At 72.1% G+C, this 23,016-nt stretch carries 22 protein-coding genes; 14 read left to right on the top strand and 8 right to left on the bottom strand.

Annotated elements, in window-relative coordinates:
* Positions 1–638 precede the first annotated feature (638 nt).
* From QE370_RS00755 to hrpB, 3 genes are all read right to left on the bottom strand, one after another.
* Entirely contained in the window at positions 639–2,273 is a 1,635-nt protein-coding gene (locus tag QE370_RS00755; protein ID WP_309633065.1) for an MFS transporter, read from the bottom strand.
* Positions 2,270–2,893, bottom strand: a complete 624-nt coding sequence (locus tag QE370_RS00750) for a TetR/AcrR family transcriptional regulator (protein WP_309633064.1) — start codon at positions 2,891–2,893, stop codon at positions 2,270–2,272. Before QE370_RS00750 ends, QE370_RS00755 begins: the two co-directional genes overlap by 4 nt.
* Before the next feature lie 122 nt (positions 2,894–3,015).
* Positions 3,016–5,541, bottom strand: a complete 2,526-nt coding sequence (gene hrpB, locus QE370_RS00745) for an ATP-dependent helicase HrpB (RefSeq protein ID WP_309633063.1) — start codon at positions 5,539–5,541, stop codon at positions 3,016–3,018.
* A gap of 69 nt (positions 5,542–5,610) precedes the next feature.
* Between hrpB and QE370_RS00740 the strand changes: the two genes are divergently transcribed.
* The 5 genes from QE370_RS00740 to QE370_RS00720 all read left to right on the top strand — a co-directional run bounded on the left by QE370_RS00740 (position 5,611) and on the right by QE370_RS00720 (position 10,238).
* Positions 5,611–6,105, top strand: a complete 495-nt coding sequence (locus QE370_RS00740) for a hypothetical protein (protein WP_309633062.1) — start codon at positions 5,611–5,613, stop codon at positions 6,103–6,105.
* Positions 6,102–6,662, top strand: coding sequence for a hypothetical protein (locus QE370_RS00735; protein WP_309633061.1), 561 nt, complete (start codon positions 6,102–6,104; stop codon positions 6,660–6,662). The genes QE370_RS00740 and QE370_RS00735 overlap by 4 nt, the downstream gene beginning before the upstream one ends.
* A 9-nt stretch (positions 6,663–6,671) precedes the next feature.
* Positions 6,672–7,094 (top strand): hypothetical protein, encoded by a 423-nt coding sequence (locus QE370_RS00730; protein WP_309633060.1) that lies wholly within the window; start codon positions 6,672–6,674, stop codon positions 7,092–7,094.
* Between the two features lie 249 nt (positions 7,095–7,343).
* Entirely contained in the window at positions 7,344–9,674 is a 2,331-nt protein-coding gene (locus QE370_RS00725) for a transketolase-like TK C-terminal-containing protein (RefSeq protein WP_309633059.1), read from the top strand.
* Positions 9,675–9,749: 75 nt separating this feature from the next.
* Positions 9,750–10,238: an Lrp/AsnC family transcriptional regulator gene (locus tag QE370_RS00720; RefSeq protein ID WP_253021622.1), complete on the top strand. Its 489-nt coding sequence runs from the start codon at positions 9,750–9,752 to the stop codon at positions 10,236–10,238.
* A 12-nt stretch (positions 10,239–10,250) separates the two neighbouring features.
* Here QE370_RS00720 and QE370_RS00715 read toward each other — a convergent pair whose 3' ends face one another.
* The gene (locus tag QE370_RS00715; protein ID WP_309633058.1) at positions 10,251–10,817 is read right to left on the bottom strand and encodes a TetR/AcrR family transcriptional regulator; all 567 of its coding nucleotides are present in this window, start codon (positions 10,815–10,817) and stop codon (positions 10,251–10,253) included.
* A gap of 151 nt (positions 10,818–10,968) precedes the next feature.
* On the opposite strand from QE370_RS00715, the gene QE370_RS00710 reads away from it, so the two are divergent.
* From QE370_RS00710 to QE370_RS00690, 5 genes are all read left to right on the top strand, one after another.
* Positions 10,969–11,940 (top strand): fumarylacetoacetate hydrolase family protein, encoded by a 972-nt coding sequence (locus tag QE370_RS00710; RefSeq protein ID WP_309633057.1) that lies wholly within the window; start codon positions 10,969–10,971, stop codon positions 11,938–11,940.
* A gap of 19 nt (positions 11,941–11,959) precedes the next feature.
* On the top strand, positions 11,960–12,607 hold the full coding sequence (locus QE370_RS00705) for a VOC family protein (RefSeq protein WP_309633056.1): 648 nt from the start codon (positions 11,960–11,962) through the stop codon (positions 12,605–12,607).
* Positions 12,592–14,418: an FAD-dependent monooxygenase gene (locus QE370_RS00700; protein WP_309633055.1), complete on the top strand. Its 1,827-nt coding sequence runs from the start codon at positions 12,592–12,594 to the stop codon at positions 14,416–14,418. Before QE370_RS00705 ends, QE370_RS00700 begins: the two co-directional genes overlap by 16 nt.
* A 58-nt stretch (positions 14,419–14,476) precedes the next feature.
* Entirely contained in the window at positions 14,477–15,739 is a 1,263-nt protein-coding gene (locus tag QE370_RS00695; RefSeq protein ID WP_309633054.1) for a solute carrier family 23 protein, read from the top strand.
* A 94-nt stretch (positions 15,740–15,833) separates the two neighbouring features.
* Positions 15,834–16,526 carry a hypothetical protein gene (locus QE370_RS00690; protein ID WP_309633053.1) on the top strand — a complete coding sequence of 231 codons (693 nt, stop codon included), beginning with the start codon at positions 15,834–15,836 and terminating at the stop codon, positions 16,524–16,526.
* A gap of 139 nt (positions 16,527–16,665) precedes the next feature.
* Here QE370_RS00690 and QE370_RS00685 read toward each other — a convergent pair whose 3' ends face one another.
* Positions 16,666–17,028 carry a hypothetical protein gene (locus QE370_RS00685; protein ID WP_253021608.1) on the bottom strand — a complete coding sequence of 121 codons (363 nt, stop codon included), beginning with the start codon at positions 17,026–17,028 and terminating at the stop codon, positions 16,666–16,668.
* Positions 17,029–17,047: 19 nt separating this feature from the next.
* Positions 17,048–17,797, bottom strand: a complete 750-nt coding sequence (trmB, locus tag QE370_RS00680) for a tRNA (guanosine(46)-N7)-methyltransferase TrmB (protein WP_309633052.1) — start codon at positions 17,795–17,797, stop codon at positions 17,048–17,050.
* A 36-nt stretch (positions 17,798–17,833) separates the two neighbouring features.
* Between trmB and QE370_RS00675 the strand changes: the two genes are divergently transcribed.
* Complete coding sequence (locus QE370_RS00675; protein ID WP_309633051.1) at positions 17,834–18,379, top strand: DinB family protein; 546 nt, start codon at positions 17,834–17,836, stop codon at positions 18,377–18,379.
* Between the two features lie 133 nt (positions 18,380–18,512).
* Positions 18,513–19,370 carry a Bax inhibitor-1/YccA family protein gene (locus tag QE370_RS00670; protein ID WP_253021602.1) on the top strand — a complete coding sequence of 286 codons (858 nt, stop codon included), beginning with the start codon at positions 18,513–18,515 and terminating at the stop codon, positions 19,368–19,370.
* Between the two features lie 458 nt (positions 19,371–19,828).
* Here QE370_RS00670 and QE370_RS00665 read toward each other — a convergent pair whose 3' ends face one another.
* Positions 19,829–20,740 carry an SGNH/GDSL hydrolase family protein gene (locus tag QE370_RS00665; RefSeq protein WP_253021598.1) on the bottom strand — a complete coding sequence of 304 codons (912 nt, stop codon included), beginning with the start codon at positions 20,738–20,740 and terminating at the stop codon, positions 19,829–19,831.
* Between the two features lie 87 nt (positions 20,741–20,827).
* Between QE370_RS00665 and QE370_RS00660 the strand changes: the two genes are divergently transcribed.
* Positions 20,828–21,520: a tyrosine-protein phosphatase gene (locus tag QE370_RS00660; RefSeq protein ID WP_309633050.1), complete on the top strand. Its 693-nt coding sequence runs from the start codon at positions 20,828–20,830 to the stop codon at positions 21,518–21,520.
* Between the two features lie 16 nt (positions 21,521–21,536).
* Here QE370_RS00660 and QE370_RS00655 read toward each other — a convergent pair whose 3' ends face one another.
* Positions 21,537–22,034, bottom strand: coding sequence for a GNAT family N-acetyltransferase (locus QE370_RS00655; RefSeq protein ID WP_309633049.1), 498 nt, complete (start codon positions 22,032–22,034; stop codon positions 21,537–21,539).
* Positions 22,035–22,161: 127 nt separating this feature from the next.
* Between QE370_RS00655 and QE370_RS00650 the strand changes: the two genes are divergently transcribed.
* The gene (locus tag QE370_RS00650; RefSeq protein ID WP_253021592.1) at positions 22,162–22,980 is read left to right on the top strand and encodes an SDR family oxidoreductase; all 819 of its coding nucleotides are present in this window, start codon (positions 22,162–22,164) and stop codon (positions 22,978–22,980) included.
* Positions 22,981–23,016 lie beyond the last annotated feature (36 nt).

Raw genomic sequence — 23,016 nt, 5'->3', positions numbered from 1 at the left:
CACGCCGTCGACGCACACCTCAAGCACGTCTACACCAAGCTCGGCATCCACTCCCGCGTCGAGCTGACGGTCATCGCGATGCAGCACCGCGCCTCGATGGGCTGACTGCCGGGACGAGAGCGCAGGGATACCCCGTTCGCGGGATGCCGGGTGACAGCTGTGGTCGACAGCATGGAGGAGACAGGTGTTCGGGGCGGCGCACCGGCTGACCGGCCGTGGCGCACCCCTCTACCGAAGGAGTCCGACCATGGTGACCAAAGCGCTTCTCGTCCGTCTGGATGCTCTGCCCGGCAAGGAGGCCGAGCTCGCCGCGTTCCTCACGGGCGCCCGGTCGATCGTGATGGACGAGCCCGGCAACCACTGCCTGGTTCGCCATCCAGCTCAGCCCCACCAGCTTCGGCGTGTTCGACGTATTCCCCGACGACGACGCCCGCAACGCCCACCTCGCAGGTGGTGTGGGACAGGTCCTCGGGCCGAACACCGGCGTCCTGTTCTCGAAGCCGCAGATCGAGACCATCGACGTCCTCGCCGACAAGCTCCCGACCCTCCGGAGGCGACTCCGACGCCTGGGACTGAGACCTGAGGACCGGCCGGGTGGTCGGGGCGCCCTCACGCAGCGGCGCCCCGACCCTCTGGTGTCAGACGGCGACGCCCTCCGGCCCGTCCGTCGCGAGCTCGTCGTGCTTGACGTTGAGCAGGAGCCAGATGATGGCGGACGCGGTCCAGATCATGAAGGCGCCGACGAGGAACGCGTGGGTCGCGCCCTCGGTGAAGGCGGCCTGTCCGATCAGGGCGTTCAGGCGGTCGGCGGCGTCGGGCGACGGCGCGGCACCGGAGCCGGACGCGGCCTGTAGGGCGCCGCCGATCTCCTCGCCGCGGTTGGTGGAGAAGTGCAGGGCGACGGTGGACAGTGCGGCCAGGCCGATGGCGCCACCCACCTGCTGCATGGTGTTGAGCACGCCCGAGCCGATGCCGGACTCCTCCGAGGGGATGCCGTGCACGGCCACCAGGGTCATCGTCACGAACACCAGGCCCATGCCGAACGCCATCAGGATGATGAACGGCGCGATGGCGGTCCAGTAGTTCACGTCGTCGCTCAGCGACCCGCTGCCGCCGGCGATGCGCAGCAGGTGGGCGGGGCTGTCGTCGACGCTGATCCGCGAGAAGCCGAACAGGGCGATGCCGGCGAGGATCGTGCCGACTCCGGCGATGAACCGCGGGTCCATGCGCGCGATCAGCTTCGACGACAGAGTCGCGCCCATGACGATGCCGACCGTGAACGGCAGGAACGCGAAGCCGGTGTGCAGCGGGCTGTAGCCGAGCACGTTCTGCACGAACAGCGACAGGAAGAAGAACATCGCGAACATGGCCGCCGGGGTGATCATCATCGAGGCGAACGCCACCGAGCGGGCGCGGCTGGCGAAGATGTTCAGGGGCAGCAGCGGGCTCTTCACCGAGCGCTCGATCACGACGAAGCCGACGAGCAGCACCGCCGAGACGACCAGCGGCACGATGGTCGAGGTGTCGCCCCAGCCGTAGCGCTCGTCGCCGGCGCGGGACAGGCCGAAGACCAGCGCCGCCAGACCGAGGGTGCCGCTCAGGGCGCCGGGGATGTCCAGCGGCAGCCGCTGCGGCTTGCTCTCGGGCAGGAAGCGCGGGGCGAGGAACGCGGCCACCAGGCCGATCGGCACGTTGATGAGGAACGTCAGCCGCCAGCCCTCGAGGTTGCCCAGCTCCAGGCCGGTCAGCCAACCGCCGAGGATCAGGCCGATCGCGGCGCCCACGCCCGACAGCGCGGCGTAGACGCTGAACGCGCGGTTGCGCAGGGGGCCCGCGGGGAAGGTCGTCGTGATGAGCGCCAGGGCGGCGGGAGCGGCCAGCGCCGCGCCGATGCCCTGCAGGCCGCGCGACGCGAGCAGCATCGGCTCGTTCTGGGCGAGGCCACCCAGCGCCGAGGCGACGGCGAACACGACGAGGCCGGTCATGAAGATCCGGCGACGGCCGTAGAGGTCGGCCAGGCGACCGCCCAGGAGCAGCAGGCCGCCGAACGCGAGGGCGTAGCCCGTCACGATCCACTGCAGGTTCGCCTCGCCGATCTTCAGGTCGGTCGCGATGTAGGGCAGGGCGATGTTGGCGATCGTCGCGTCGAGCACGACCATCAGCTGCGCGATGCAGATGATGACGAGCGCCCAGCCCAGCCGGCGGTTGGTCTCGGGCGTGAGGTCCTCCGGCTCGGTGAGGTGGCCCTCGGCGTCGGGGGTGGTGTCGGTCATGAGGGGTCCTTGGGGGTCTGGTCGGGGGAGTGGCGCAGGACGGCGGGGAGGATCACCTGGTCGATGACGGCGGCGACCCTCTCGGGGGTGGGCACTTCGCCCAGGACGAACTCGCGGTGCAGCACGATGCCGGCGAGGGCCGGCCCGACGATGTCGAGATCGACGTCGTCGCGGACCTCGCCGCGCTCGCGGGCCCGGGCGAACAGCTCTTGGGTCGCCTCGACCTTCGGGCCGAGGATCCGGGTGCGGAAGCCGTCGGCGAACTCGGTGTCGCGCCCGAGGGCGGTGAGCACGGCGCTGAAGATCGCGATCTGACGCTCGTCGGTCAGGCCCCCGCGGCCGCAGTGCGAGGCGAGGAGGTCGCCCCGCAGACTGCCGGTGTCGGGCACGGCCGCGAGCGGACCCTTCTGGGCGAGGACGGCCTCGAGGACGAGGCTGGCCTTGGTGTCCCAGCGGCGGTACAGCGTGGCCTTGGATGCTCGCGCGGCCGAGGCGACGGCGTCCATCGTCAGGCGGTCGTAGCCGACGTCGGCCAGGACGTCGAGCGCGGCCTCGAGGATCTCGTGCTCACGCTCGCCCTCCACGCGAGGACGGGCGGCTGCTGCTTCGGCCGGGGTCATGGTGCTCCTGGTGCGCGGGTCAAAGATGAAACGAAACGGTACCGTTCCATTTGATAGTACGGGCACGTTTCATCGCAGCGCAAGCCCCGAGGCGTCGCGTATCGTCGCCACGGCGGACGGCGTCACCGCTGGTCGCGCGTCGGCTTCGTCCGTCGGGTCGCGGGTGCGCTGCGAGGGTCGTCGGGCCACGCGTGCTTCGGGTACCGACCACGCAGGTCGGCCCGGACGCCCGGGTAGCCGTTGTCCCAGAAGGAGTCGAGGTCGGCGGTGACCGCAGCCGGGCGTCGGGCGGGGGAGAGCAGGTGCAGCAGCACGGGGACCCTGCCGTCCGCCAGGGTCGGCGTCGTGGTCCAGCCGAAGACCTCCTGCAGCCGGACCGCGAGCACGGGCTGCTCCTGGGTGTAGTCGATCCTCACGCTCGATCCGCTGGGGACCTCCACCCGCTCGGGGGCCAGCTCGTCGAGTCGGCTCGCGTCGGGCCAGGGGAGGAGGGCGCGGAGGGCCGAGGTGACGTCGATGCGGCGGAGGTCCTGGGCGGAGCGGACGCGTGCGAGCTGCGGCCCGAGCCACGACTCGAGGGTCTCGGTCAGGGCGTCGTCGCCGACGTCGGGCCACGGGTCGCCGATGGCTCGGTGGAGGAAGTCGAGACGGGCGCGGAGGGCGGTGGCCGAGTCCGACCAGGTGAGCAGGTCGATGCCCTCGACCTCCAACGCCTCCCGGATGGCTGCGGTCACCGCGCGGGCCGGTGGGTCCGTGATCGGGACCGACGAGAGCTCGATCGCGCCGAGCAGCGTGCGGCGGCGTGCCCGCACCCGACCGTCGGCCCAGGTGACCTCGTCGACCTCGGTCCACGACGATCCCGCTGCCTCCAGGGCGAGGTCCTCGGTGAGGGGCGCGGCCGAGCGGATGCGGGCCTCGCGCTCCCCGGACCGTCGGTCGGCGTCGGCGACAGCCAGCCACTCCAAGCCCGACAGCGGACTGGGGTCGCGGGGGTCGAAGGCAGCGCCGGTGCCGCCGGTCATCAGGTACGCCGATCCGCCCGCGCGCTTCCGCGCGATGCGGTCGGGGTGGGCGAGGGCCACGACCAGGCCGACGGCGACGTCGTCGGTGAGCGACCGCGCGCCGGTCGCCTCGTTCGCGTGCTCCTTCGCGATGGCCTCGAGCCGCTTCACCTGCTCGCGCCACGACCCCGACCGGTGGCCCGACCGCAGCGAGCGGAGCGCGGCGACGAGGTCCCCGCCGGGTGCGCGGACGTCCTCGCCCAGCATCGCCACCACCTCGGCCGCGCGTCGGGCCCCGACGAGCGCCGACCCGTCGATGAGCGCTCGCGCGAGGCGCGGGTCGACGGGCACGCCCGCCATCACGCGACCGCGGGCGGTCGCCCGTCCGTCGTCGGTGGTCGCGCCGAGCTCGAGCAGCGTCTGCCGTGCCGTGGCCAGGGCGTGCTCGGGCGGCTGGTCGAGCAGGGCCAGGTCGCGCACGTCGTCGTTGCCCCAGCAGGCCACCTCCAGCGCGAACGCGGTGAGGTCGGCGGTGGCGATCTCGGGCTCCGGGTGGTCGGCCAGGCGAGCGTGCTCCTCCTTCGACCAGCAGCGCAGCACGGCACCCGGTCCGAGACGTCCGGCGCGGCCCGCCCGCTGCTCCGCTGCCGCCTTGCTCACCGCGACCGTCACCAGCGACGACAGTCCGCGGCGGTGGTCGGTGCGCGGCTCGCGGGAGAAGCCGGCGTCGACGACGACGCGCACGCCCGGCACGGTCAGCGACGACTCCGCGACCGCCGTCGAGACGACGACCCTGCGACGCGGACCCGCGCTGAGGGCACGGTCCTGCTCCGCGCCCGGCAGGCGTCCGTGCAGGGGGTGCACGTCGGCGTCGACGTCGTGCAGCCGTCGCATGGTCGCGTCGACCTCCGCGACGCCCGGCACGAAGACGAGCACGTCGCCCTCGTGCTCGGCGAGCGCGCGGCGGACGGTCGCCGCAACGTGGTCGTGGAAGGCCGGGGTGATGCCGCGGTCGTCGGTGCGCCGCACGCCAGGAGGCGCCGGACACCACACTGACTGCACCGGATGCAGGGCGCCTGGGACGTCGACCACCGGCGCCGGCTCCTCGACCGAGGCCAGCAACCCTGCAGTTCGCTCCGCCTCGACGGTGGCTGACATCGCGACGAGGACGAGGTCGTCGCGCAGGTTGGCGCGCACGTCGACGAGCAGCGCGAGGGTCAGGTCGGCGTCGAGGTGCCGCTCGTGCACCTCGTCGAGCACGACCGCGCCGACGCCGGCCAGCTCGGGGTCGTGCTGGATGCGTCGCAGCAGGAGCCCGGTGGTGACGACCTCGACCCGCGTGCGCCGACTCGACTTCCGGTCACCGCGGACGGCGTACCCGACGGTCTCGCCGACCGGCTCCCCGAGCAGGTGCGCCAACCGCCGCGCAGCAGCGCGGGCGGCGATCCGGCTCGGCTGGGTGACGACCACGCGACCCTCCACGGTCACCGCGACCGCAGGCGGGACCAGCGTCGTCTTGCCGGTCCCGGGCGGAGCCTGGACCACCGCGACGCCCCGACCTCGCACCGCCTCGTCCAGCGCGGCCAGCCCCGCGACGACCGGCAGGTCGGGCGGCGCGGCGAGGAGGCTGTGGAGCGGGTCGGGCACGTGTGCAGTGTGCCGGACGTCCCCCGCCTGCGGACCGTTCCGGGGCCTGGCAGCACTAGCGTGAGACCCGTGAGACGAGGTCGGTACATCCCGCCGATGGACCCGAGCGTCGGGCCGGTGGAGGAGCTGCTCGATGCGGCAGCGTCGCGGTCGACGGGCGAGGTGGAGTCGCGGGCGGGGCGTGTCGTGGCCCCGCACGCGCTCTGGCTGTGCGCCTGCGAGACCTTCGATGACGCCCCCACGTGGTTGATCTACGCCGTCGGCGACGACGGGGTCGGGTGGCAGCGCATCCCGGAGCAGGTGGACATCGAGGACGTGATCGACGCGGAGCACCTGACCGGCTGCCACCCCGATCCTGAGGGAGTGCTCATGTGGCTCCGCGGCGAGCGACCCAGACCATGGCGTCGCGGTCTGGCCGACTTCCCGGAGGACTCCTATGTCTACGACGAGCTGAACCGCAGGATCTTCGCCGGTGAGCTCTCGTTGATCGAACAGACGGCGCAGGTGTGCGGCGGGTCCGAGATGGAGGCCTGCGGGTCGGCTGCCGCGATACTGGCCCGATGAAGCCCCAGAAGGTGCGGCGACGTCTCGAGCGGGCCGTCGGGAGTGGACGCGTCGTGGACCTGGTGCGCGACAGTCTCGGCCAGGACGACAGGGGCTTCGTGCTGAGTCTCTCGGAAGGCTGGGTCGCCCTGCAGGTGCTCGCCGACGGTGTCTACGTCGACGGCGTGGTGCTGCTGCGGGTCCAGGACATCTCTGCCGTGCGGGACGCGCACAGCACCTACGTCGCGCGAGCGCTGGAGCGGCTCGAGCAGTCTCTCGCGTCGTTCGCGATCCCGACCGGGGCCGACGCGCGAGACCTCCTGATCCTGGCCGCAGGGCTGCATCCCTTCAGCGCCTTCGCGGTCGAGGACGACGGCGACGAGGCGCTCATGATCGGCCGGCTCCTCAAGGCCGGCAGGAAGCAGGCGAGGCATCGTTTCATCGACGCCGACGGGACGTGGGCCGACGCCGACGACCGGTGGAAGTACGACGAGGTCGTGAGCATCTACATCGGCGGTCGCTACATCGACGCGCTCGCACGATTCGCAGATCCTGGTCCCGCCGACCTCGCCCCCTAGCCTGAGCGCATGCCCTCCCGTCGGCGCGTCTCGATGGACCCGAGCGTCGGGCCGGTGGAGGAGCTGCTCGACGCGGCAGCGTCGCGGTCGTCGGGCGAGGTCGAGCGACGGGCGGGGCGTGTCATGGCGTCGCACGCGATCTGGCTCTGCCCCTGCGACACGGACGACGACGCGCCGACGTGGCTGGTCTACACCCGCGGCGGCGACGGCATCGGCTGGCAGCGGGTCGAGGACGGGATGGACCTCGGCGACGTCGTGGAGGCGCAGCGTCTCACCGGCTGCCACCTCGACCCGGGCGCGGTGCCGTCGTGGGTGCGCGGAGAGTGGTCGACGCCGTGGGGTGCAGGTCAGGGGGACGACCCGCTGCACTCGGACGTCTTCGACGAGCTGCGGCGCAGGATCCTCGCCTCCCAGGACGGCCCAGACGGCTGAACCTGCACCACCGATCCGTGCGCACCGCGAGCGAATCAATCTGGATGAGCGCTGCTGCAAGCAATGATCAATCGTTCGAGGGAGCATCCGCCCTCGATCGTGGCGCGCGCCGGCGACGCGACCCCACCCTGGACCTCCGGGCGATCCCCGGACGCCGTCGCGGTACGCCACGTGGTCGTGGACGCGGGCCCAGAAGGCTCGCGGCGACCCGCTGGGCGACCGCCCGTCCTGCGACCGAGCGAGGCCCCGATGACCGAGCTGCTCCCTGCCCCCACGTCCGCCGACACCTCCGCGACCCTGCGGGAGGTGGCCGAGCGCGTCCGCTGGATCGCCACGGCGATCGTCGACGCCGCCAACCACGGCCGGCCGAACACGTCGGGCGTGAAGGTCGGCGGGCACCAGGCGTCGAGCGCGTCGATGGTCGACATCATGACCGCCCTGTGGTTCTCCGAGCTGGAGCGGGACGACCGGGTGTCGGTCAAGCCGCACGCGTCGCCGGTGCTGCACGCCGTCAACTACCTGCTCGGCGACCTCGACGCCTCCTACCTCGGGCGGCTGCGCGAGAAGGGCGGCCTGCAGAGCTACCCCAGTCGGCTCAAGGACCCCGACACCGTCGACTTCTCCACCGGCTCCGTCGGCATCGGCGCGACCGCGGCGATCTGGGCGGCGCTCGCGCACCGCTACCTCGACTCGCGCGTCCCCGACGTCGCCCCCGCGGGACGATTCATCAGCCTCGTCGGCGACGCGGAGCTCGACGAGGGTGCCGTGTGGGAGGCCGTCGCCGACCCTGCCGTCGCCGGGCTCGGCGAGGTGCTGTGGGTGGTCGACGTCAACCGCCAGTCGCTCGACCGTGTCGTGCCCGACGTTCAGGTCCACCGCCTCGAGGGGATGTTCGAGGCCGCGGGCTGGCAGGTGCTCACCCTGGCGTGGGGCCGGACGATCACGTCCCTCTTCGAGCGCCCCGGAGGCGCCGACCTGCGCCGCAGGCTCGAGTCGATGCCCAACGAGGAGTACCAGCGGATGCTGCGCGCCGACCCGGCCGAGCTGCCCGACCGCATCCTCGGCGACGACGCCAGCGCGGAGCTGACGGCGCTCGTCGGGTCGCTGTCCGTCGCGAACCTCGCCGAGGCCGTGCGCGACCTGGGCGGCCACGACCTCGACCTCCTCGTCGACACGTTCCGCCACGTCGACGCGCACCGACCGACGGTCGTCCTCGCCTACACGATCAAGGGCCGCGGGCTGCCGATCGAGGGCCACCCGGCCAACCACTCCGCTCTGCTCACCGAGGAGCAGATGGACGCCTACGCTGCGGAGGTCGGTGCCGACCGCGCCGACCCGTGGCGGGCGTTCGAGCCCGGCTCCGCCGCCGACCAGCTCTGCCGCCGACGGGGTGAGGCGCTGCGCCGCGAGCCCGTCGCCACACCGACCGTCGACGCCCTGCCCGTGGCCCTGGGCCGGTCGCACCGCGCCCCGGTGTCGACGCAGGCCGCACTCGGCCGGTTCCTCGTCGACCTCACGCGCGAGGCGCCCCAGGTCGCGGGGAAGGTCGTCACCTGCAGCCCCGACGTCGCCTCCTCCACCAACCTCGGCGGCTGGATCAACAAGACCGGTGTCTGGTCGGCGCAGGACCGACGCGACTGGTTCGCCGACGACGCGCAGCGCACGCTGCGCTGGGCCGAGGGCACCGGAGGTCAGCACATCGAGCTCGGCATCGCCGAGGTCAACCTGGTGGGCCTGCTCGGCGAGCTCGGCACCACCTGGAGCCGGTGGGGCGAGCGGCTCATCCCGCTCGCGACGCTCTACGACCCCTTCGTCGCCCGGGCGCTCGAGCCGTGGTCGTACGGCATGTACGCCGGCGGCCAGTCGATCCTGGTCGGCACTCCCTCGGGTGTCACGCTCGCGCCCGAGGGCGGCGCGCACCAGTCGATCACCACCCCGTCGATCGGGCTCGAGCAGCCCGGCTGCGTCGCGTGGGAGCCCGCGTTCGCGCAGGACCTCGAGTGGTGCCTGCTCGCCGCGATGGGACAGGTCGGCAGGCCCGGCGGCTCGTCCGCGTACTTCCGGCTGTCCACCCGCCCGCTCGACCAAGCGGCTGCTCGCCTCCCCGACGACCCCGACCTGCTCGAGCGACGTCGACGGCACGCGGTCGCGGGCGGCTACCGGCTGGGCGACCCGGCGGGAGGCGACGACGTCACGCTCGTCGGCGTGGGCGCGATCATGCCCGAGGTGCTGGCCGCCGCCGACCGGCTCGCGTCCGTCGGTGTCCGGGCCGGCGTCGTGTGCCTGACCAGCCCCGACCTCGTCTACCGCTCCTTCGACGCGCGGGGTCGCGTCGGCGCTCACCACGCGAGCGACATCGCCGAGGTGCTGTTCCCGGCCGCCCACCCTGCCCCGCTCGTCACCGTGCTGGACGGCCACCCGCACACGCTGTCGTTCCTGGCGGGCCTGCGCGGCGACCGGCTGGTCGGGCTGGGCGTGCGCGAGTTCGGGCAGTCGAGCGACGTCGACGAGGCCTACCGCCTGCACGGCATCGACACCGCCTCCATCGTCGACGCCGCGCTGACCCTCGCCGGACGCTGAGCGGCCGCGGGCGCCGACACGGCTGGCCGGCGGCAGGGCTGCCCTACCCTGGGTGCTCCGACAGGGAGGTGCGTGATGCCGGAGTCCGGCGACGGGTCGCGGGCGACCCCACGGGCGGCACGTCTCGACGACGTCGACCGCCGGCTGCTCGACCTGCTGCGCCGCGACGCGAGGGCTCCTGTCAGCGAGCTGGCGCGCGCCGTCAACCTGTCGCCCGGGCCGGTCAGCCGCCGGATCGACCGCCTCGAGCGGATCGGCGTGATCCGGGGCTACGTGACCGTCATCGACGACCGGGCCGCCGGCGACCTCGACGCGTTCACCGAGATCCGGCTCACCGGCGACACCGAGACCGGCGAGCTCGAGCAGCTGCTGCGCGGGATCGAGGAGGTGCAGAACGTCTTCACGATCGCGGGTGACCCCGACGTGCTGGTGCGCCTGCGCGTGCACGACGTCGACCACCTGCAGCGGGTGGTCAACCGCATCCGCCGCACCGGACGCACCACGCACACGAAGACGCTCATCGTCATGCGCGACTGGGCCCGCGGCGAGGACCTCGACGACTGACCGGAGCAGACGTCAGGCCGGCGGCTCGGGCAGGGCGTCGAGGCTGGTCAGCAGCACGTCGACCGCCCACGTGGTGAGCGTGGCGACGTCGAGGGTGTCGTCGGCCGCCACCTCCTCGGCGCACGTGTCGAGGACGGCCACCCAGCTGCTCATCGCCACCCGGTGCAGCGGCGTGAGCGGCTGCGGCAGGCCAACGATCCCGGCCACGGTGGCCGCGCCCTCCAGGCGCGCCTCGCGCAGCAGCTGCCGCACCTCCGGCTGCGCCGCGGCGGCGCCGTGCAGGAGCGCGAGGTACCCCTCGCGGAACGTGGCGAGGAACTCCAGGTGGCGCCCGACGAAGCCCTCGAGCCGCTCCCGCACGGTGGTCTCGTCGGGGCGAGGCGCCTGGTGCGCGCTCACCTCGGCGAGCACCTGCCTCAGCGCCTCGGCCGCGATCCCGCGCTTCCCGCCGAAGTAGTACGACACGAGCCCGTGCGCCACGCCTGCGCGCGCGGCGACGTCGCCGACGCCCACGTCGTCGTAGCCACGCTCGACGAACAGGGCGATGGCGGCGTCGAGAAGTGCCTGCCGTCGGTCCACGCGGGGTGGTCTCGGTGTCCGTCCGTGGTCCTGCGTCGTCACGGCATCACCCTAGGTCACACGGCGCGTTCTTGACGACTGGTCAAGTTCTTGACTGACGATCAAACTCCGGCGTACGGTCGACGGCAGACCCGCCGACGAAGGAGCACCTGTGGCGACCAACCTGCTGCGATACCGGACCGCCGCGTCCGCCGACCCGGCCTGGGGCGTGCTCGGTGTCGACGGGTTCGTCGCTCCGCTCGACGGTGCCTACGCCACCACCGGCGACCTCGTCGAGCACGGCGAGGACGACTGGCGGGCCCGCGTCGGCGAGTCCGGCTCGGTCGCGCTCGACGACGTCGAGGTGCTCTCGCCGGTCACCACGCCGTGCCGCGTGATGTGCCAGGGCGTGAACTACCGCGAGCACGCGATCGAGTCGGGGATGGACCCCGACGCCCTCGACTTCAACCTGTTCTTCGACAAGACCGACGCGTCGGTCACCGGACCGTTCGACGACGTCGTGCGGCCGGCCCACGTGCGCCTGCTCGACTACGAGATCGAGCTGGCCCTGGTGCTGCGCAGCCGTGTGCGCGGCCCGGTCACCGTCACGCGCGAGAACCTCGCCGACCACGTCTTCGCCGTCACCGTGGCCAACGACCTCTCCGCCCGCGACGTGCAGCTGCCGCAGGGCCAGTTCCTCAAGGGCAAGAGCTACCGGGGCTTCTGCCCGGTGGGGCCCTTCCTCACCGTCCTGGAGCGGGACGAGATGGGTCTCGTCGAGGAGCTCGACCTGACGCTCGCGGTCAACGGCCAGGTGCGCCAGCACGACAACACCCGCCACCTGCTCCACAAGCCGGCCAAGACCCTCACCGAGCTGAGCACCTTCTGCGACCTCGATCCCGGCGACCTCCTGCTCACCGGCACGCCGTCCGGGATCACCGCCGGGTCGCCGCCAGCGGTCGTGCGCCGTCTGGCCACCGCGATCCTCGGCGAACGTCGGCTCTGGCAGGCGTTCGTGCGGACCAACCTGAAGAAGCCGTACCTGGCGCCGGGTGACGTCGTCACGGCGTCCATCAGCCACCCGCGGGGCGCCGCCGACCTCGGCACCCAGCGCACCACCATCGTCGCCCCGCGCGACGTCTAACGCCCCCGAGAGGACGACCATGGCACAGCAGGACGAGCGCACCGCCGAGCGCACCCCCGGTCCCTGGGACGAGGCACCCGACTTCCTCGCCCACTGGGTGGTCAAGACGGCGCGGCGTCGCGAGATGACCGAGTGGTACGCCACTGTCTTCGGCGCGCGCGTCGTGCACGAGGACTCCGAGCTCACGTTCCTGAGCTGGGACCACGAGCACCACCGGCTGGCGCTGATCGGCGTGCCCGGCTTCGTGCGGTTCCTGTTCCCGTTCGCGCGGTACCGCCGCAAGATCTACGGCGTCGACCACCTCGCCGTGCAGTTCCTCTCCATCGAGAAGCTGCTCGACACCTACGAGCGGCTGAAGGGTCGCGGGATCGACCCGGTCTGGGCCATCAACCACGGACCGACCACGTCGCTGTACTACGAGGACCCCGACGGCATCCGTCTGGAGTTCCAAGTCGACAACTTCTCGACCATCGAGGAGACGGCGGCCTTCTTCGGCACCGAGGCGTTCGAGAAGAACCCGATCGGCACGATGTTCGACCCCGACTACCTGCTCGCCCGGCTGCGCCGGGGCGACGACCCTGCCGACCTCCTGGTGCCGGGAGCAGGCACCCCGCCCGGGCAGAAGCCGCGGACCAACAAGAAGACGATCACGTGGAAGACGCTCTGACGGTGCCCGGCCCGCCCGTGACGATCGTCGGTGCGGGCGCGGCCGGCTCGACCCTCGCTCTCCTGCTGGCCAGCCGCGGCATCGCCACCACCGTCCTCGAGCGACGACGTCGGCCCCTGACGCATCCCGCGGCCCACGTCGTGAACGCGACGTCGCTGGAGATCTGGGAGAAGGCCGACCCGCTGCTCGCGTCGACGGTGGCCGCCCTGAGCCCGCCGTTGTCGGAGCTGGGCACGATCCGGTGGGCGTCGGACCTGCACGACCCGATCGCCGACCTGAACTTCCTCGAGGAGGCCGACGAGGTGGCCGCGGTGCGGACGTACAGCCCGTACCTGCGTTCCCACGTGGGCCAGCACCAGCTGATGCGCGAGCTGTGGGCCGCGCTCGACCGTGCACCGCTCGTGACGTTCGTGCGTGGTGTCGAGGTCGACGACCTGACCGTCCTCCCGGGCGGCACGCAGCGCGTCAGCCTGTCGTCGGACCTCGGTCGCGAGGACGTCGACAGCGCGTTCGTCGTGGCGGCCGACGGCGCCAACAGCCGACTCCGCGACGTCGCCCGCCTGCGGCTCGAGGGCCCCGTGCTCGCGCGCATGGGCAGCGCTTTCTTCCGCGCCCCAGGTCTCTACCCGGCCGGCGCGACGCGACCGCTGCTCACCTGGATCTACCGGCCCGACTTCGCCGGCGTGATGATCGCCCACGCCGACGACTGCTACGTCCTCATGACGGTCTACCTGCACCCGGGGCAGGAGGTCGCGCAGTCGAGCCGGACCTACTGGGAGCGGATGGTGCCCACCGTCCTCGGCCGCGACCACGACGTCGAGATCCGCTCGACCGGCACGTGGGAGATGACCTCGCAGGTCGCCACCTCGTTCCGTCGAGGTCGTCTGCTCCTCGTCGGCGACGCGGCGCACCGCTTCCCGCACACGGGCGGCTTCGGGCTCAACAGCGGCGTGCAGGACGCCGACAACCTGGCCTGGAAGCTCGACGCCGTGCTGAGCGGCGAGGCGAGCACGTCGCTGCTCGACACCTACGAGCAGGAGCGGCGCCCGGTCGTGCAGCGCTTCGCGGAGTACAGCGTCGCGAACCACCTGCGGCTCGACGAGGTCACGAAGGTCGTGGGGGTCACCAACCGGTCGCTGCTGCAGGCCACACGCGCCGTCAGCAGCCCGCCGCTCTCGTGGCTACCGGCCCGCGTCATGGCGCCTCTCGCCGAGCGCGCCACCCGCCTGCAGCTCGGGCGCACCGCTGCCCTCCGGGGCATCACGGCGGCGGGGGAGCGCGCCCGACAGCACGTCGTCGACACCGTGCCGGGCCAGATCGAGCACTTCGTGGCCACCGGGCTGGAGTTCGGGTACGCCTACGCTGGCCGGCTGGTGGACCGCGAGCCCGGAGCCCAGCCCGTGGTCGACGAGGGTGTCCTGCGGCACCGACCCACCACCTGGCCCGGCTGCAGGCTGCCGCACCTGCCGCTCGACGACGGACGCTCCGTCCACGCGCTCGTCGAGGACCGCGGCCTCACCCTGCTGACGTTCGACCCCGACGGGTGGGAGTCGTGGGTCGAGGCGTCGGCGGAGCGGCTGCCCCTCTCGGTGGCCGTGCGGGAGGTGCGACCGGCCGGCCCGCGACCCGACGCGGTCCGGCTCCTCGAGGTGGGGGAGCGCGGTGCCGTGGTGGTGCGTCCCGACGGGCACGTCGTCTGGCGCTCGGGCGAGTCGCCGCTGCAATCAGGCGTGAGGCTGGCGCTGTTCCTGCACCGGTCGTGGGGACCCCTCTGGGCGGGGGCCGGGGTGCACGCCGGGGCGGCCCGCTGACCTCGGAGGACGCGAGGGCGGTGCGCGGCGGGAGCCGTCGTTCCGCCAGAATCCCCCCATGCCCCTGAACTGGACCCTGCACCACGACGGCAAGACGATCCCCGACGGCGAGATCGTCCGGCCGGGCGAGCGGCTGACGTGGCCGCGGACCATCGGGCTCGGTGCGCAGCACGTGGTGGCGATGTTCGGCGCGACGTTCCTGGTGCCGACGATCACCGGGTTCCCGGTCACGGCCACGCTGTTCTTCTCCGGCCTCGGGACGATCCTGTTCCTCGTCCTCACGCAGAATCGGCTGCCCAGCTACCTCGGGTCGTCGTTCGCGTTCCTCGCACCCATCGGCGCGGTCGCCGCATCGGGTGCGTCGATCGAGGTGGCCATGTTCGGCATCCTCGTCACGGGCGTGCTCCTCGCCGTGGTCGGCGCGATCGTCGTCCGGACCGGCATCGGCTGGATCAACGCCCTCATGCCGCCCGTCGTGGCGGGCTCCATCGTGGCGCTCATCGGCTTCAACCTCGCGCCCACGGCCGTCACGAACGCGAAGGCCGGGCCCTGGATGGCGGTCGTCACCCTCGTCGTCCTGGTGCTCACCGTCGTCGTGTTCAAGGGTCTCGTCGGACGGCTGTCGATCATCGTCGGTGTGCTCGCCGGCTACGTCTACGCGGCCGTCACCGGCGCGCTCGACTTCAAGCCCGTCGGGCGGGCCGACCTGTTCGGGCTGCCCGACTTCAGCACCCCCGAGGTCAGCTGGGTCTTCATCCCCGCGTTCCTGCCCGTGGTGCTCGTGCTGATCGCGGAGAACGTCGGCCACGTGCGCAGCGTCGCGCAGCTGACCGGCGACGACACGATCAACGAGCGCACCGGTCGCGCGCTGCTGGCCGACGGCATCGCCACCACCATCGCCGGCGCCGGGGGCGGCTCGGGCACGACGACCTACGGCGAGAACATCGGCGTCATGGCCGCCACGCGCGTCTACTCGACCGCCGCCTACTGGGTGGCCGGCGCCATCGCGATCCTGCTGTCGTTCTCGCCGAAGATCGGGGCGCTGATCAACACGATCCCCACGGGCGTGCTCGGCGGCGTCACCATCGCCCTCTACGGCCTCATCGGCATCGTCGGCATCAAGATCTGGATCGACAACCACGTCGACTTCTCGGTCCCGGTGAACCAGCTCACCGCCGGCATCGCCCTCGTCATCGGCATCGGCAACCCCGAGCTCAAGGTCGGCGACATGGTGTTCAACGGCATCGCCCTCGGCACCATCGCCGCGCTCGTCGTGTTCCACGTGATGACCTTCGTCGAGAAGCGGCGTCGTCGGGCCTGACGCCTGGTTCGCAGTCGCGTCGCAGCGGTCTCGCAGCCACCGCGACGAACCTCTGCTGGGTGGACGGACGGACCGGCCACGCGAAGGAGGACCGATGTCCACGTCCCGACAGAAGCTGCTCACGACCCTCGCGGCGGTCGTCGCGCCGCTGGCCCTGGTGGCCGGCCCGGCCGCGTCGTCGCAGGCCGCCGAGCCTGACGCCGCCGGCGGCCGGTGGGTCACGGTGAAGCCCGGCTACGACCCGAGCCAGATCGGCCCCGGAGACAACCGGGTCACCCGGGGTGGGATCGACGGGCTCGGCAGCAACCGGTCGACCTACTGCGCCGGCAAGACACAGCCCGGCACGATCCGGCTCAAGAACTACCTGCAGCACTACTTCCCGACCACCCGCGCCAGCGGTCTCTACGACTGCCGCAAGATCGCCAACAGCAACGAGTGGAGCCTCCACGCCGAAGGCCGCGCGGTAGACCACTTCGTCAACGTGAACAACGCGGCGCAGAAGAAGGCCGGCGACGCGATCTTCTACGCCTTCACGAAGAAGGACAAGAACGCGGTGCCCGCCGGCCTCGCGCAACGGTGGGGCGTGCAGGAGATCATCTGGAACTGCAAGATCTGGACGGCGGCCCGCGCCGACGAGGGTGTGCGCCCCTACGGACCGTGCAGCACCAGCTCGAGCCCCACGATCCGCCACGAGGACCACGTGCACATCGCCCAGCACCGCAAGGGTGCTGCCGAGGGCACGACGGCCTACACCGGCTACCAGGTGTGGCTGCCCGACGCCGTGTAGGACGGGTCTGACCGGAGGGCGTCGACGTCGTCCTCCGGGAGCCTCAGCGGTGGCTGGCGCGCGTCATCGAGCCTGCGTGACGCGCGCCAGCCACCGCCGCGACGCGCCCCGCGACCTCTCTGTCGCCGGCGGGGCGCCTTCAGTCCTGCGCGAGCCGCATGGCGGCGTGGGTCTCGTCGAGCATGAGGGGTGCCGTGGCACCCCAGCCGTGGTCGTGCACGGCCTCCCCGACGGTCTCCGGCGACACCGTGGCCACCGGGAAGCAGGCCCACACGAGCGGGACGGTCGAGAGCCGCGGGAGCGTGTCGTCGAGCTGGTCGGCCAGGACGTCGAGGTCGTCGGCGAGCAGCACGGTCGCGTCGAGGTCGTCGGCGTCGTGGTCGAAGACCTCCACGCCCTCGGGCAGCGGGCGCAGCAGCGACGTCACCGCAGTCGTCCCGCCCACGGCCCACACGCGGAAGCCCTCGCCGATGCCGAGCAGGTCGGCGGTCGTCTCGCTCATCGCGCCAGTCTAGGGTCGCTCAGCGCGTCGGCCGGGCCGCGAGGTCGTGGATCACGCGCCCCTTCGCCAGGCCCTTCTGCTCGAACTTCGTGAGCACCCGCCCGTCGAACCGCTCGACCGGACCGCCCTCGACGTGCGGGCTGTCGGCGACGACCTCGGCCATCTGCTCGCCGTAGTCGGCCCAGTCGGTCGCGAGGCGCCACGTGCCGCCCGGCTCCAGCACGCGCGCGACGAGCTCGGTGAAGGGGACGGTCACGAGGCGCCGCTTGTGGTGCCGCTTCTTGTGCCACGGGTCGGGAAACCAGGTCCAGAGCTCGTGCACCGACTCCGGCTCCAGCGCGGTCGCCAGCGTCTCGGTCGCGTTCGCGACGGCCAGGCGCACGTTCGTCACCCCGGTCGCGCGCGCCTGCACGAGGGTCTGCGCGACGCCGGGCACCCACACCTCCAGCGCGAGGAAGTTCCAGTCCGGGTGTCGCTCCGCGGCTGCCACGACGTTCTCTCCGCGCCCGCTGCCGATCTCGACGACCAGCGGCGCGTCGCGGCCGAATGTCGACGCGGGGTCGATCCGCCAGCCGGGGTCGACCGACGTGCTCGGGCCGGCGCGTGGCACGTCGAGCACGTAGGCCCCGGCCAGCTCGTCCCACGCCGACTGCTGCTTCTCCGTCAGACGCCCTCCGCGTCGCGTGAACGACACCGGCTCGCGGCGGTAGCGGGGCGCCTCGTCGGAGGAGGTGGCGGGATCTTGCGGCAGGTCGGCAGCGTCGGACATGGCTCGAACCCTAGGACGTCCGCCACGATCGTCGGCATGAGCACCGCCGACGCCTCCCGCGACCCCGCCATCGCCCCCGACGAGAAGGACTGGACGTGGGTGCTGCGCCGGCCGTGCCCCGAGTGCGGGCTCGTCACGGGCGAGGTCGAGGCAGCCGCCGTCGGCACGCTCGTGCGGGACTCGCTGCCGCGCTGGCGGCAGGTGCTCGACCGGGCCGACGTCGCTCGGCGTCGTCGCCCGGACGTCTGGTCCGACCTCGAGTACGCGTGCCACGTGCGCGACGTCTTCTCCGTCATGCACGACCGGCTCCGCCTGATGCTCCTCGAGGACGACGCACGCTTCGCCAACTGGGACCAGGACGCGACGGCCGTCGAGGACGACTACGCCGCCCAGAGCCCTGCGGTCGTGGCGCCCGCGCTCACGGTCGCGGGCGAGCGGCTCGCGGCAGCGGTCGACACCGTGCCGGCGGACGCCTGGGGCCGCACCGGGGAGCGGAGCAACGGCTCGACCTTCACCGTGGAGACCCTCCTGCAGTACCTCTGGCACGACGTCGCGCACCACCTCGTCGACGTCGACGCATGACCCCCGCGCTTCCTTTGGTTTCAGGAAGAAACCAGTCCTGATCGGGATAGATTCGCGCATCTCCCTCGTTATGTAGGGTGAGGTCACATCGACCTCCTCAGAAGTGCTGAGTACTGATTCCCTGGAGGGAACCATGCAGAGCAACAACCCCGTCTTCAACCGAGCCGAGGGGTTCAACGGCCGTGGTGCGGCCACGACCCGCTCGGCAGATCCGTCGCAGTGGAAGATCGACCTCGACGGCTCGGCCTCGCAGCCCAGCCCGACCCACACCACCGGGCGTGGCAATGGTCTGATGACCATCGAGTCGTCGGTCGAGAAGACCGCGATCTCCCTCGCTGTCGTGGTCGCTGTCGCGGCTGTCACCTGGTTCATGACCCCGGATCTCTCGGTGGACTCCACCGGATTCGCCACGATCGGCATGCTGGCAACGGTCGGCGCTCTCGCGGGCTTCGCGCTGTCGATGGTCAACTCGTTCAAGAAGGTCGTCAGCCCCGCCCTGGTCCTGGCCTTCGCGGCGGCCGAGGGCGTCTTCGTCGGCGCCTTCTCGAAGATCATCGCCGCCTACGTGGGTGACCCGACGATCGTGTTCCAGGCCGTCCTGGCCACCATGGTCGCCTTCGGTGCCACGCTCGCGGCCTACAAGTTCTTCAACATCCAGGTCACCGACAAGTTCCGCAAGGTCGTCATGATCTCCATGTTCGCCTTCGTCGGCGTCATGCTGGTCAACTTCGTCCTCAGCATCACGGGCGTCCTCGAGTCGGGCGGTCTGCGCAGCTTCGACAACCCCGGTCTCTCGCTCATCGTGTCCGCGGTCGCGGTCGTCCTCGGCGTCTTCATGCTGATCATGGACTTCGACTTCGTCGAGCGCGGCGTCGAGGCCGGTCTCCCGGAGCGCGAGTCCTGGCGTGCGGCCTTCGGCCTCACGGTCACGCTGGTCTGGCTCTACATCGAGATCCTGCGCATCCTCGCCATCCTGCGCGGACAGGACTGACACACCGCAGTACCCGACCGACGGCCGGTCACCCCTCGGGGTGGCCGGCCGTCGGCGTTCCGTGGTCTCGACGCGACAGCGACGCCGCCGGTCGAGTAGTCGCCGCTGCGACGAAGGAGCTGGCGGCGACGTATCGAGACCACTCTGGGCTGTCGCTGGGGGCCTGATCGCGCTGATCCGTTGCGGGGTGGTCTCGATACGGCGCCGCGGCGTTCGTTCCTCACGCGCGGCGCCTACTCGACCAGCGGTTCCGTTGGTCGAGTAGCGCGGAGCCGTGACGAAGGAGCGTGCTCCGGGCGTATCGAGACCACTCTGGGCGGTCGCTGGGGGTTGGCACGCGCTGGTCTGTTGCCGGGTGGTCTCGATACGTCCGAGCTTCGCAAGCTCGCTCGGACTACTCGACCAGCGGAATCGTGCGCTGGCCGACGTATCGAGACCACTCTGACCGGTCGCTGGGGTCAGCGGCGGCGGAGGATGCGGGCCCAGCGGCCGTCGCGGGTGACCTCGGTGCCGTCGCGCTCGCCGGCGCGCTCCGCGGCGTCGGTCAGCGACATCGTGCCGGGGGAGCCGCCGAAGTGGGCGACGGCGAAGTCACGGTCGCGCTCCCGCCAGGCCGCGGCGAGCGACGGCACCAGCACCGACACCATGTTGGCGTAGCCCGTCTCCGACGGGTGGAAGCGGTCCTCGCCGAACATGACGTCGTACTTCTCGGTGAACAGGACGCCCAGCAGGCTGCCGAGCGAGACCGCGCGACCACCGGCTCGCACCACCGCGATGGTCTGCTTGCGGGCGAGCGCGCGGCTCTTGCGGCGGGCGATCCAGCGCAGCGGCTGAGGGATCGGGCGCACCGTGCCGAGGTCGGGACACGTGCCCACGACCACCTGCGCGCCGCCGTCGACGAGACGCCGGACTGCCGAGCCGAGCAGTCGCGTCGACTGGTAGGCGGGCACGCGGTGGGTCACGTCGTTCGTGCCGATGATGATGACCACGAGGTCGGGGTCGAAGTCGCCCGCGGCCTCGATCTGGTCGCGCAGGTCCGAGGTCACGGCACCGACGACAGCCTCGGAGCGGATCTCGACCTGGGCGTCGAGGACGTGCGCCAGACCGATGCCGAGCATGGCCGGCGGGGTCGCGTCGGCGCGGCTCATGCCGTACCCGACGGCGGCCGAGTCGCCCAGCACCAGGCAGCGGACGGGATCGCGGGGGAGGTCCTCGCCGTACACGCCGTCGGCGCGTGGAGGTCGGGCGTCGGTGACGCCGATCGCCCGCTTGGCGACGATGATCTCGCCGAAGACGACGCCCCAGTAGCCGGTGACGGCGGCGAGCCCTCCGACCGCGACCTGGGACGCGATCTTGTTCGGGGCTCTCACGTCGCCATGCTAGAGGTCCGTGCGACGGGGAGCCGCCCCAGGCGCCGCCCAGCGGGCGTGTGGGTGCTCACACCTACGATGAGCCGCGTGAGCGTCACCCTCCCGAACTTCCGCGACGTGGGCGGCGTGGTCGGCCACGACGGCGCCACCGTGCGCACCGGTCTGCTGCTGCGCAGCGGCGTCCCCGAGCCCACCGACACCGTGCCCGACGGCACGCCGTGGCCGCCCGCCCTGGTCGTCGACCTGCGCTCCTCGATGGAGCACGGCGGGTCGCACCCGCTCGCGCCCCTCGGCCCACGGGTCGTCACGCTGTCGCTGCTGTCGTCGCTCGCGCCCGGCTGGCACGAGGACACGCCCACGCTGACGCACCTGTACGGCAAGGTCCTCGACACCGCGGGTCCGCTGCTCGTCCAGCTGGTCGACGAGGTCGCGAGCACGGCGGCCGCGGGCGGCGCGTCCTTGGTGCACTGTGCGGCAGGCAAGGACCGCACCGGCATCTCCGTCGCACTCCTGCTGCGGCTGCTCGGCGTCCCGCGCGACGACGTCGCCGCCGACTACATGCTCACTGAGCACGCCACCGCCGCGATCGACGCGCGGCTGCGCGCCCCCGGCTCGGACCACCCGCCCGTGCCCGCAGCCTTCCTCACGGTGCCGCGCGAGGCGATCGAGCACGTCCTCGACCGCTGGCAGCAGCACCCCGGCGGGGTCGACGCATGGTTCGCTTCGGTGGGTGGCGACACCAGGACCGTCGAGCGGCTGCGCACCGCGTTCCTCGTCTGAGGCACGCGTCCAGGGCTCAGGACTCCGCGAGGCGCGCGATCGTCTTGCCGGTGAGCCGGTAGGCCAGCCACTCCTCCTGCGGCACCGCCTCCAGCGACTCGTAGAACCGGATCGCGGGGGAGTTCCAGCGCAGCACGTCCCACTCCACGCGCGAGTAGCCGCGCTCGGTGGCGATCCGCGCGAGGGCGACGAGCAGTCCCCGTCCGATGCCGCTGCCCCGCCGGGTGGGTCGCACGTAGAGGTCCTCGAGGTGGATGCCCGGCACGCCGTCCCAGGTCGAGAACGTCCGGTACCAGAGGGCGAAGCCCACGACCCGGCCCTCCCCGGACTGCGCGACGAGGGCGTGGGCCGGCGGGTCGGCGCCGAACAGCGCCTCGTAGAGCTGCACCGACGTCATCCGGGCCTGGTCGACGGCCTTCTCGTAGTCGGCGAGCTCGCGCACCATGGCGACGATGTCGGCCACGTCCTCGGGGCGGGCCTCCCGCACTCCGGGCGGCATCAGCAACGTCGTCACGCGACGAGCGTAGGGCCGAAAGACCCGGGCCGTGCGGTGAACGCGTCACGGGGTTGCCCTGCGCGGGCGGCGTGCCCTACGCTCATTTCGGATACCGACGGTATCTGGACTTGAGAGGACGCAGCGCATGACCCACTACAGCCACAAGGTCGCCGTCGTGACGGGGGCCGCCTCCGGCATCGGGCGCGCGCTCGCGGTCGAGCTCGGCCGACGCGGCGCCACGGTCGCCGTCTGCGACGTCGACGCCGCTGGTCTGGCCGAGACGCAGCGTCTCGTGGAGGCCACCGGGGCGCGCGTGCGCGGCGACCTCGTCGACGTCGCCGAGCGCGAGCGCGTCGAGGAGTACGCCCGCGACGTCGTCGGCGACCTCGGTCGCGTGAACCTGGTCTTCAATAACGCCGGCATCGCGTACTCCGGCACCGTCGAGGAGATGTCGTACAAGGACGTCGAGAAGATCATGGACGTCGACTTCTGGGGCGTCGTCCACGGCACGAAGGCGTTCCTGCCGCACCTCGTGGAGTCCGGTGACGGTCACGTCGTCAACATCTCCAGCATCTTCGGCATGTTCGCGATGCCGTCGCAGAGCGCCTACAACGCCGCCAAGTTCGCGGTGCGCGGGTTCACCGAGTCGCTGCGCCAGGAGATGGCGCTGACCGGACGACCGGTCAAGGTCACGTGCGTGCACCCCGGTGGCATCGCCACGAACATCGCCCGCAACGCCGACCAGGCCGAGGGGCGCGACCACGACGAGCTCGCGCGGTCCTTCGACAAGGTGGCCCGCACGTCGCCGGAGAAGGCGGCGCAGGTCATCCTCGCCGGCGTCGAGAAGGGCAAGGCGCGCGTCCTCGTGGGCGCCGACGCCCACGTCCTCGACCTCTCGGTGCGACTGCTCGGCTCGCGCTACCAGAGCGTGTTCGCGGCCGCCGGGCGCCGACTCGGCCTCTGACGTGCAGCGCCCCCGCCACCAGGGGTGACGGGGGCG

Origin of the sequence: Aeromicrobium sp. SORGH_AS_0981, from assembly GCF_031453195.1 — a bacterium.
GTDB lineage: Bacteria > Actinomycetota > Actinomycetes > Propionibacteriales > Nocardioidaceae > Aeromicrobium.
Note: the sequence above shows the minus strand (reverse complement) of the source record. Positions and strands in the feature narration are given on the sequence as shown.